The organism is Microbacterium testaceum (genome assembly GCF_001476655.1).
GTDB classification, from domain to species: Bacteria; Actinomycetota; Actinomycetes; order Actinomycetales; family Microbacteriaceae; genus Microbacterium; species Microbacterium testaceum_C.
Window position 1 is genome coordinate 1 of sequence record NZ_LDRT01000165.1, and the last position, 10,473, is coordinate 10,473.

Here is a 10,473-nt window from a genome sequence, read left to right on the forward strand (position 1 = left end):
CTCGTCGGCACCCGACGACCGCTTCGGTCGTTCTGATCGGGATGCCACGGCGGGCCGCCGCGACGAGCGCCCCGCGCGTTCGTTCGACGACCGTCCCCGTCGTGACGTCGGCGATCGTCCGGCGCGTTCGTTCGACCGTCGGGACGAGCGTCCCGCTCGCGGCGACGACCGTCCCGCGCGTTCGTTCGACCGCGCCGAGCGCCCCGCGCGCTCCTTCGACCGTGACGAGCGTCCCCGTCGCGACGCGGGCGACCGCCCGGCTCGTTCGTTCGACCGCAGCGACCGCCCCGCGCGTTCGTTCGACCGGAACGACCGTCCGGCTCGTTCGTTCGACCGCAGCGACCGTCCGGCCCGTTCGTTCGACGAGCGGCCCCGTCGCGACTTCGGTGAGCGCCCCGCGCGCTCGTTCGACCGGAACGACCGCCCCGCGCGTTCGTTCGACCGGAACGACCGCCCGGCCCGTTCGTTCGACCGCAGCGACCGTCCGGCCCGTTCGTTCGACGACCGGCCCCGTCGCGACTTCGGTGAGCGCCCCGCCCGCTCGTTCGACCGCACCGACCGCCCGGCGCGCTCCTTCGACGACCGGCCCCGCCGCAATGACGGCCCCGGCCGCAGCGATTGGAACGCCACCCCGAAGCGCTCCGCCGAGCACGAGCAGCGCGTCGACGTCGTCCACGAGCGTCTGCAAGCGCAGGCTGTCGACGCGGCGACCGTGACCGATGCGGGATTCGCCGACCTGGGCCTCGGCGACAACATCGTCCGCGCCCTCGCCGGTCTCGGTGCCGCGAGCCCCTTCCCGATCCAGGCGGCCACCGTCGCTCCGATCCTCGAGGGCCGCGACGTCCTCGCCCGCGGCCGCACCGGCTCGGGAAAGACGATCGCCTTCGGTGCGCCGCTCGTCGAGAGCATCCTTCGCGCGCAGGCCGGCAAGCGCCGCGAGTTCGGTCGCGCGCCCAAGGCGCTCATCCTCGCCCCCACGCGCGAGCTCGCGCTCCAGATCGACCGCACCGTCCAGGTGATCGCCCGCAGCGTCGGCCTCTTCACCACGCAGGTCTACGGCGGTGTGCCGCAGGCGCGTCAGGTGGGTGCGCTGAAGAAGGGCGTCGACATCGTCATCGGCACCCCTGGCCGCATCGAAGACCTGCTCAACCAGGGCAAGCTCGACCTGTCCGAGGTGCAGATCGCCGTCCTCGACGAGGCCGACCACATGTGCGAGCTCGGCTTCCTCGAGCCGGTGCAGCGCATCCTCCGTGCCACCGCGGACGGGAGCCAGAAGCTCCTCTTCTCGGCCACGCTCGACCGCGAGGTGGCCGCTCTCGTCGACGAGTTCCTCGTCGAGCCGGCCGTTTACGAGGTCGCCGGCGAGGACCAGGACTCGAGCACCATCGAGCACCGCGTCCTCGTCATCGAGCACCGCGACAAGGCCCAGATCCTCGACTCGCTCGTCGACCGCGACGGCAGGACGCTCGTGTTCGCGCGGACCCGCGCCTACGCCGAGATGCTCGCCGAGCAGTTCGACGAGGCCGGCATCGCGGCGGTCGCCCTCCACGGCGACCTGAACCAGCAGAAGCGCACGCGCAACCTCGAGAAGCTGACCTCGGGCCGCGTGAACGTGCTCGTCGCCACCGACGTCGCCGCCCGTGGCATCCATGTCGACGACATCGACCTGGTCATCCAGGCCGACGCCCCCGACGAGTACAAGACCTACCTGCACCGCTCGGGCCGGACGGGTCGCGCCGGTCGCAGCGGCACCGTCGTGACCCTCATCACGCGTCAGCGTCAGCGTCGCATGACCGAGCTGCTCGACCGCGCCGAGATCGACGCGCCTTTCGAATCGGCGCAGCTCGGCGACGACCTGCTCGAGGAGATCTCGGGTCGTCAGCTGGCCGACGTCACGTCATAACCCGCCCCGCGGATCTCGAGAACCCCGTCGCCTCCGCGGCGGGGTTCTCTCGTTCAGAAGAGGGTCGGTTCGCTGGCGGGGGCCACACGGGGACGAGCGGATGCCGCGACCCCGGTCGCGCGCAGCGGGCCGAGGCTGCTCGCCGGCGGCGTTCGCGCGGCCAAGCCGGGCTGCGGCCGCCCGCGCGGGTGGTCGTCTTCGTCCCACCCGTCGAGACGGTGCATCCGCAGCAGCGGGCGCATGCGTTTGCCGAGCCATGTGCGGTAGGCCTTCGGCGCCGAGACGGAGACTCCCGGGTACAGCCCCCGGTACGACGACACGAGATGAGGGTGCTCTCGCTCGAGCCACTCCAGGAACCACTGCTTGGCTCCGGGGCGCAGGTGCAGGGCCCCGTAGACCACGCGCGCCGCGCCGGCCGCGCGGATCCGCGCGAGGGCGTCGTCGAGCACGGCGACCGAATCGGTGAGGTGCGGCATGATCGGCATCAGGAACACCGTCACCCGGAACCCTGCGGCCGTCGCGGCCCGCACGGTCTCGAGCCGCGCCTCGGCGCTGGGCGTGCCGGGCTCGATCGAGTGCTGCAGGGCGTCGTCGAAGACGGCGATCGACATCGCGAGGGACACCTTCACCTGCTGGGCCGCGTCCGCGAGCAGGGGCAGGTCGCGCCGCAGCAGCGTGCCCTTGGTGAGGATCGAGAACGGGGTGCGGTTCTCGGTCAGCGCCCCGATGATCTCGGGCATCAACCGGTAGCGCCCTTCCGCGCGCTGATACGGGTCGGTGTTCGTGCCCAGCATGACGGGCTCTCGTGCCCAGGAGCCGCGGCGCAGTTCGGTGCGGAGGACCTCGGCGACATTGACCTTCACCACGATCTGCGAGTCGAAATCGTTCCCGTAGTCGAGGTCGAGGTATTCGTGGGTCTTTCGAGCAAAGCAGTAGACGCACTGATGATTGCAGCCCCGGTACGGATTCACCGTCCAGTCGAACGGCATCGCCGAGACGCCGGGAACGCGGTTGAGCGCGCTCTTGCAGAGCACCTCGTGAAAGGTCATGCCGGCGAACTCGGGCGTCGTGACCGAGCGCACGAGACCGTCCATCCGCTCCATCCCCGGGAGCGCCGCGGTGTCATCGACGCCGAGTTGCTGACCTTGCCACCTCATTTCCTCAGTCGAACACAGATTCGATACTGAGGCAAGCCAGGGGGCATGGAATCCGTAGAGGAGATCGACTCAGTGGTGATAAGACGCGCTGTGGTGGATCTGGACGTGATCGACCGGGGGAGCGGCATCTCCTCCCCGCGCGCCGAGAAGAAGCCGCGTGAGCGCCGCGCCCGACGACAGCAGGTCGTCCAGCGCGGTTGCGAGATCGGCGTCGGTCGTCCCGGCGCCGTCGCCGCGCACGGCGGCGATCAGCACCGTGCGGCGGATGAGCTCTTTCGCGAACGAGCCGGTGGTGCCGTCGGCGCGGTCGGCGGCGGCATCCAGGGCCTGATCCGACAGGCCGAGGTCGGCTGCGTAGCGGCGGAAGAGCCGGCGCCGCGCCTCCGGTCCCGGGAGGGGGATCTCGACACCGAGATCGACGCGACCCGGTCGTGCGGCCAGCGCCTCCTCGAGGATGTGCACGTGGTTGGTCGTCATGACGAATGCCACGTCGGCATCGCCCTCCAGACCATCGAGCGCGTCGAGCACCTCGAACAGGATCGGCTGCGGTGAGTAGCCGCGATCCGCGGCGACGAGGTCGATGTCCTCGAGCACGACGAGCGACGGGGGGAAGGTGCGCGCGATCTCCGCCGCCGCGGCGATGAAGCGGATGCTCGAACCGGTGAGGACGACGGCCGTCGTGTCGGGCGTGAGCGACAGGAGGTGCCGGACGGTGAGGGTCTTGCCCGTACCGGGCGGCCCGTAGAGCAGGACGCCGCGCTTGAGGTGCTGTCCCGCCGCGCGGAGGGCATCGCGGTGCTCGCCGACACCGACGACGTGCTGGACGACCCGCTCGAGGACCCCGTCCTCGAGGACGATGTCGTCGGCGCCCACATCGGGTCGTTCCAGGAAGGTCGCCCCCGCATCGTGCCCGTACTCGGTCGGGACGAACGAGAGGACGCGTCCCCTGAGGACGCTCCTGTCGACCATCAGGCGCCGGAGCTCGGCGATCAGGGCGGTCGCGGCATCCTGGTCCGGGCTCAGGATCTCCAGACGCGCGCTCTGCTCGCCGTGACGCGGAGAGGCGCCGCGTTGCACGATCGCGATGGGGTGCCCCGCGAAAGAGAGCAGGCGGACCCCGAAGGCCACGACGCGGCGTTCGGTGCGCGGCCCCGTCGCCCGCATCTCGTACGACACGGGACCCGGGGCGAAACGGGTGTGGGCGTTGCTGATCAGGTCGGCGACGGACGAGTGGTGACGTTGTTCGCCTCCCGTGACGCCGAGGAGGGTTCCCTCGCGCTCCGCGGTCAGCTCGTCGAGCGCGACGTCGGCATCGACGAGCCGGTGCGCCGGCACGGATTCGGTCAGGACCGGGACGGATGCCGCATCGACGCCGAGGTGTGCGCTGAGCGCCACGCCCAGCGGTGTGCGCTCCTCCGCGGCCTCGGTCGCCGCGAGCCGATCGACGCGCTGCAGATAGCGCTTGACGACGCGCATGAGTTCTCGATCTTCGTCTTCGAGCATGGTCGTTCCCTCCCCGTGATCGCGACCCGATCTTCTTCAGCGTGCCTCCGGAGCCTCCGGGGTGCAACCGAGAAGGAGCCGAGCGAGCCGGTTCCCGGGTCGACCCGACGGACCGCGCGGGGGACAATGGGGGCAATGACTCCCTCCGATCCCCCGTTCCCGACTCGTCGCGCCGCGCGCGAAGAGGCCGAGCGTCGGGCGACGGCGGCCATCGCGATCGCTCGTCCCGAGGCCGGTCGGCGCCGTTCCACGTTCGAGGAGCCGGGGCTCGATGCCGAGGAGCCGCCGCGCGACGAGCGCGGTCCGGAGGTCCCCGCCGATGAGCGCGGGACGGAGCCCGCGCCGCTTCCCTCGCGTCGTGCCCGGCGTGAGGGGCCGCGCACAGACCTGCGCGCGCTGGTCCTGCGCCGGCGCCTCGCGGTCGCCGCCGTGGGGGCCGTCGTCATCGCGGCGTGCGCCATCGCGGTCGGAGCCGCCGCGTCCGCCGGGGGACAGGATGCCACCGGACAGGCCAACGCCGCCGGCCCCGAGGCGGTGGCCTCGGTCCAGGGTCCCCCGGCCGTTCCCGCGGAGGGGCTTCCCGTCCCGACGCTGGCCGCGGCGCCCGCCGCCGCGACCCCGTGCGACAACCCCACTTTCACGGCCGCTCTCGCGGCGAAGGACGATGGAGCGGCGATCGCCGCGGCCGGAGGCGGGGCGGCATTCCGCGACGCCGTGGCATCCGGAATCGCTCCGTGCGTGTCGCTCAACGATCCGACGCACCAGTGGGTCGTGGTCAACAAGCAGCGGCCCTACGATCCCGTCGACTGGCGACCCGACGATCTCGTCATGCCCGACGGCGTCCGTGCGCTCGAGCAGAGCGCGATGCGGTCCTCGGCGGCGAAGGCCCTGACCACCCTCGTGCGGGCGGCCGACGATGCCGGGGCCGGCGAGATCGGGTACCTGAGCGCGTTCCGCTCATACGCGACCCAGCAGGAGACCTACGCCGGTCGCGTCGCGGTGGGCGGAGTCGCGGCCGCCGACCGGGAGAGCGCCCGAGCCGGCTTCAGCGAGCACCAGTCCGGCCTCGCCGTCGACATCGTGCCGTGCCGCAGTTCCTGCGGGTCGCTCGACGACATCGCCGGCTCGTCGCAGGGCGCGTGGGTGCGCGATCACGCGTGGGAGTACGGCTTCATCGTCCGCTACGTGAACGGGCAGGAGAGCGTCTCGGGCTACGAGCCCGAGGCCTGGCACCTGCGGTACATCGGCCCCGAGCTCGCCCAGGCGTACCACGACGGTGGATACGAGACCCTCGAGGCGTTCTTCAATCTCCCGGCGGCACCGGGCTACTGAGGCCCACGCGTCAGTTCACGACCCCGTTGCTGCACGTCTGCTGCGCCGCGCTCGATCCGGTGATCGACTCGGGCAGGGCGACGGCGCCGGTGGCCGGGTCGACCGTGCCCGCCTCGACCTCGGGGGCGTCGGTCGGCGGCGTCGTCTCTTCGGGAGAGGGCTCGGCGACGACGCCCCCGTTCGCGCCCACGTCGCCGGTGACCTCGATCGCCTGGTTCGCCGCGAGGGCGTCCCACAGCACCTGAGCCGCCGCGTCGTTCGGCTCGACCCGGTTCGCGTCGGCGCTCGCCGTCACGGTCGGGTACTGCACGAACACGATGTCCTCGAACGGCACGTCCTTCACCGCCGAGGCGATCTGCACGAGGGTCAGCGGATTCGTGAGGCTCTGGGTGGGCGTGACGTTGCGCAGGCCCGTGGAGGCCAAGCGGAACACCGTCGCGGGGTTCGACAGCACCTCTTCGCTGACGAGCTTGCGCGCGAGACGCGACATGTACTGCTGCTGGTTGCTGATGCGCGCGAGGTCGCTACCGCCGACGCCGTAGCGCGTGCGGAGGAACTGCAGTGCCTCGTAGCCCTGGATCGTGCGGGGCCCGGCGGGCCAGTCGATCGCGGTGTTCTCGTCGCGCATGGGGCTGGCGAGACAGATCTCGACGCCGCCGATGGCGTTGGTGATCTCGATCACGCCGCCGAAGGTGACCATCGCGCCGAACTGCACCGACTGGCCGCTCATGTCGGAGATGGCCGTCATCACGCAGGAGAGGCCGCCGTACGAGTAGATCTCGTTGATCTGCACGTACCCGCCGCCCCAGCGGTCGCCGTCGGGGGTGTCGCAGGCGGGGGCTTCGAAGAGCAGGTCGCGGGGGAAGGACACGACGGTGACGCGGCGGGGAGCGTCGGAGATGTGCATCAGGATGTTGACGTCGTTCAGCTGGCCCTCGGCATCCGGCCCCTCGCACCGCTCGCCGAACAGCGCCTTCAGGTGCTCCTCGCAGGCGTCGATGCCGATCACCATCATGTTGACGCCGCCCTCGAGCTGGCCGAGATCGGGCGGCACGGGAGGCTGATTCTCGACGGCCACCGCTTCGGCCACGTACTCCGAGGTCAGATCGACCGCCGTGAACGCGGCGACGCCGGTGACCGCGACGAGCACCACGGTGACGGCGACGGCGAGCACCTTCGCGAGTTGCGTCAGGGGGTGCGGCGAACGCAGGTGGGCGTGTTGCGCGACGGTGCGGCGGCGCCGGGGCATGGGCTTCTCCTCAGATTTCCCCGAGTCTAGGGGGACGGATGCCGTGGCTCCGGCACGCGCATCGCTCAGAGCGGGAGGACGACCAGGAAGACCGCGACCGACGCCGCCCAGAACACCACCACGAACCCCGTGTCGCGCCGACGCCACGGCACCAGATGGCGTTCCGTGCGGTCGGGGCGGGCGCCGAAGGCCCGGGCGTCCATGGCCAGAGCGACTCGCTCGGCGTGCCGGATCGCCCCGGCCAGGAGCGGGACGACGTATCCCGCCCATCGCGCCGGCGCGGACAGGACCCCTCCTCGGGCCCCGCGCACCCGGTGCGCCTGGCGGATCACGGCGAGCTCGTGCCCGAACCGCGGCACGAAGCGCAGCGCCGCGAGGGCGGCGTACCCGATGCGGTACGGCACGCGGAGCTGCTGCACGAGCGAACGGACGAGGTCTTCGCCCGCGGTCGTCAGCCCGCCGATGAACGCGAGCGCCATGATGGCGGCGAGGCGCAACCCGGTGGCCAGTCCGATCTCGGCCGCCCCGAGGGTCAGGCTCCATCCGCCGATCCGGACGAGTTCGGGCGTCCCCTCGACGCGAGCCGGGTCGACCCAGACCGCGAACCCGACGCCGACGATCACCACCGCGAGCGGGATCACGCCGACGAGGATGCCGAGCGCTCGCGGGGGGAGCCGCGCGCCCAGGAGCAGCACCGCGTAGGCGAGGCAGAGGAACACCGCCGGGGTGGCGAGATCGCGCACGAAGACGAGTGCGATCATCGCGGGGGCGGGAGCGGCGAACTTCGCGAGCGGGTTGAGGTCGGCCAGCGCCCCCGTGCGCGGCGGGGAGGTCGCGGTCGTCACGCGTCGCCCCCGGGGAGGTCGCGGAGTCGGACGACGGTCGAGAACCCGGGGACGCCGGCGAACGCTTCGCGCAGGGGCGGGGGTCGAAGACCCGCGCGCGCGAGTACGGCCTCGTCGGCGAACACGTCGGCGACCGGGCCGTCTGCGGTGATCCGTCCCTCGTCGACGACGACCACGCGGTCCGCGTGCTCGGCGACGACCTGCATGTCGTGCGTCACGACCACGATCGTGGTCCCGGCCGCGCGCAGGTCGTCGAGGAGGGAGAGGAGTTCGTCCGCGCGGGCGCGGTCCTGGCCGAACGTGGGCTCGTCGAGCACGAGCAGCGGCGCGCCGCCGACCAGAGCGGTCCCCACCGAGAGGCGGCGCTTCTGTCCGCCCGACAGCAGGAACGGGTGCACGTCCGCTCGGTCGGCGAGCCCGAAACGCGCGAGCAACTCGTCGGTGCGGCGTCGGACCTCGTCGTCGCCGAGGCGCTGCCGGCGCAGGCCGTGAGCGATCTCGTCGAACACCGTCGTCGCGATGAACTGGTGCTCGGGGTTCTGGAACACGAAGCCGACGTGGCGCGCGAGCGTGCGCGGGTCGGTCCGGCGCACGTCGACACCGCCGATGCGCACGGCACCGCGCGGCGGGCGCAGCACCCCCGCGATCGTCTGCACGAGCGTTGTCTTGCCGGCCCCGTTCGCCCCGACGACGGCGACGAACTCGCCGGCCGTGATCTCGAGGTCGATGTCGTGCAGCACGGGCGTCCGCCCGCGGGCGGCGCGCAGTCCCGCGACGCGGACGAGAGGAGCGCTGTCTCGGCGCGTCGACGGGCGGGGAAGGGATGCCACGCCGGGGACCTCTCGGCCGGCCAGGTCCGCGCGCAGCTCCGCGGGCGTCAGCGGCAGACGGGGGAAGGGCAAGCCGGTACGGCGCAGCCGGAGCGCCGCGAGTGTCGCCGCGGGGAGCCAGACGCCGAGCGCGTGCAGCTCCTCGGCGCGCTCGCGCAGCACCGCGTCGACCGAGCCGTCGGCGACGAGACATCCGCCACCGTCGAGCACGATGACGCGGTCGATGAGACCGACCGCCGCGTCGAGGTTGTGCTCGACGAGCACGATCGCGCGATCGCCCTCGGCGACGACGTCGCGCAGGGCCGCGTACACGTCGTCGACGCCGCGCGGGTCCAGGTTGGCGGTGGGTTCGTCGAGGACGAGCACCGGCGATCCCATCGCGAGCGCGCAGGCGATGGCGAGGCGCTGGCGTCCGCCGCCGGAGAGGGTGTCGGGGGAGTCGTGCCGCCGCTCCCACAGGCCCATCCGCCGCAGAGCCGTCTCGGCGCGCGCGAGCACGCTGTCGACGGGGAGCGCGAGATTCTCGGGACCGAAGGCCACCTCGTCGAGCAGGGTGCCGGTGATGAGCTGGGCGTCGGGGTCTTGGAAGACCATGCCGACCGTGGTGGCGAGGTCGGCGACCGTGGCGGTCGCGGCATCCTGACCCGCCACCCGGACCGTGCCCTCGACCGTGGCGGGGACCGCGTGCGGGACGAGGCCGTTCATGGCGAGCGCGAGCGTCGACTTGCCGGAACCGCTCGGTCCGAGCAGCAGCACGACCTCGCCGGGGCGAACGTCGAAGCTGACGCGCGACGGCGTCGGGGTGTCGGACTCGAGGTGCGTGATCGTCACGTCGCGCAGGCTCAGCAGCGCGGTGGTGTCCGCCGTGGGGGTGACGGAGACGAAGCGGGGGCGAGTGGGCACGAGCGGATCCTCGAGGGGGCGACTACGCCCCAATTTAGTGCACCCTAACTCGCAGTGCCGGTGCTCATCTCGGCGTCGAGAGACCGCGGGCCACGCCCGCGCCGCGCAGTCCCGAGCCGATGCCCAGGCCCACCGCCGTCCACGCCACCGGGCCCAGGATGCTGATCGCCACCGCCGCGACCCGGGCGAGCGGGGCGAGACTCGCGATGTCGCCCGCGAACCACACCGGGACGGCGATGACGACGCCGACGATGACCGCCGAGATGAAGAAGCGGGCCGGTGCCCACACGCGGTAGCGGGTGAGGGCCGCGACCCCCTCCTGGATGCCGCCGATGAGCAGCGCGGTGCCGAGGAACCGGAAGGTCCACTGCGGCGCCATGGCGCTTGCGACGAGCGCCGCGAGCACGTGCGTGACGAGCGCGACCCAGGGGCGACGGACGACCTGTTGCGCGATGATCCCGGGCAGGACGTGCGAGCCGAGGACGAGCCCGTACGCCCACGGCGCCCCGGCGAGCACCGCCAGGGTCAGCCATCCGGCTGCCCCGCCGAGGATCCCGGTTCCCACCCCGATGGCCGCGCAGACGAGCAGCACGCGCGTGGAAAGAACGGATGCCGGGGCCATGGCCTCAGCGTATCGGGCGCCCTTCCCGGCCTCTCCCGCTTATCTCGCCGGTTGAGTGTCCGAGAAACCCGGGGAGGAGGGGCTCCTTCCCGGGTTTCTCGGACCTGGATCTTATACACATCTCCGAGC

8 protein-coding genes are annotated in these 10,473 nt (G+C 72.1%); 2 read left to right on the forward strand and 6 right to left on the reverse strand.

Going from position 1 to position 10,473, the window contains the following annotated elements:
* A partial coding sequence (locus tag NS220_RS17470; protein WP_058625264.1) for a DEAD/DEAH box helicase occupies positions 1-1,903 on the forward strand: 1,903 nt, incomplete at its 5' end.
* Positions 1,904-1,956: 53 nt separating this feature from the next.
* On the opposite strand, the gene NS220_RS17475 is transcribed toward NS220_RS17470, so the two are convergent.
* A complete protein-coding gene (locus tag NS220_RS17475) occupies positions 1,957-3,060 on the reverse strand; it encodes an Rv2578c family radical SAM protein (RefSeq protein WP_058625265.1) in 1,104 nt (367 codons plus the stop codon).
* Positions 3,061-3,129: 69 nt separating this feature from the next.
* On the reverse strand, positions 3,130-4,563 hold the full coding sequence (locus NS220_RS17480; RefSeq protein ID WP_058625266.1) for an AAA family ATPase: 1,434 nt from the start codon (positions 4,561-4,563) through the stop codon (positions 3,130-3,132).
* A 135-nt stretch (positions 4,564-4,698) separates the two neighbouring features.
* On the opposite strand from NS220_RS17480, the gene NS220_RS17485 reads away from it, so the two are divergent.
* Positions 4,699-5,895: a M15 family metallopeptidase gene (locus NS220_RS17485; RefSeq protein ID WP_058625267.1), complete on the forward strand. Its 1,197-nt coding sequence runs from the start codon at positions 4,699-4,701 to the stop codon at positions 5,893-5,895.
* A 10-nt stretch (positions 5,896-5,905) separates the two neighbouring features.
* Here the strand turns inward: NS220_RS17485 and NS220_RS17490 are convergent, their stop codons facing one another.
* From NS220_RS17490 to NS220_RS17505, 4 genes are all read right to left on the reverse strand, one after another.
* Positions 5,906-7,144, reverse strand: a complete 1,239-nt coding sequence (locus NS220_RS17490) for an LCP family protein (RefSeq protein WP_058625268.1) — start codon at positions 7,142-7,144, stop codon at positions 5,906-5,908.
* 65 nt (positions 7,145-7,209) lie between these two features.
* Positions 7,210-7,989 carry an energy-coupling factor transporter transmembrane component T family protein gene (locus NS220_RS17495; protein WP_058625269.1) on the reverse strand — a complete coding sequence of 260 codons (780 nt, stop codon included), beginning with the start codon at positions 7,987-7,989 and terminating at the stop codon, positions 7,210-7,212.
* Positions 7,986-9,722 carry an ABC transporter ATP-binding protein gene (locus tag NS220_RS17500; protein ID WP_058625270.1) on the reverse strand — a complete coding sequence of 579 codons (1,737 nt, stop codon included), beginning with the start codon at positions 9,720-9,722 and terminating at the stop codon, positions 7,986-7,988. The genes NS220_RS17495 and NS220_RS17500 overlap by 4 nt, the downstream gene beginning before the upstream one ends.
* 64 nt (positions 9,723-9,786) lie before the next feature.
* Positions 9,787-10,344 carry an ECF transporter S component gene (locus NS220_RS17505; RefSeq protein ID WP_058625271.1) on the reverse strand — a complete coding sequence of 186 codons (558 nt, stop codon included), beginning with the start codon at positions 10,342-10,344 and terminating at the stop codon, positions 9,787-9,789.
* Positions 10,345-10,473: the final 129 nt, after the last annotated feature.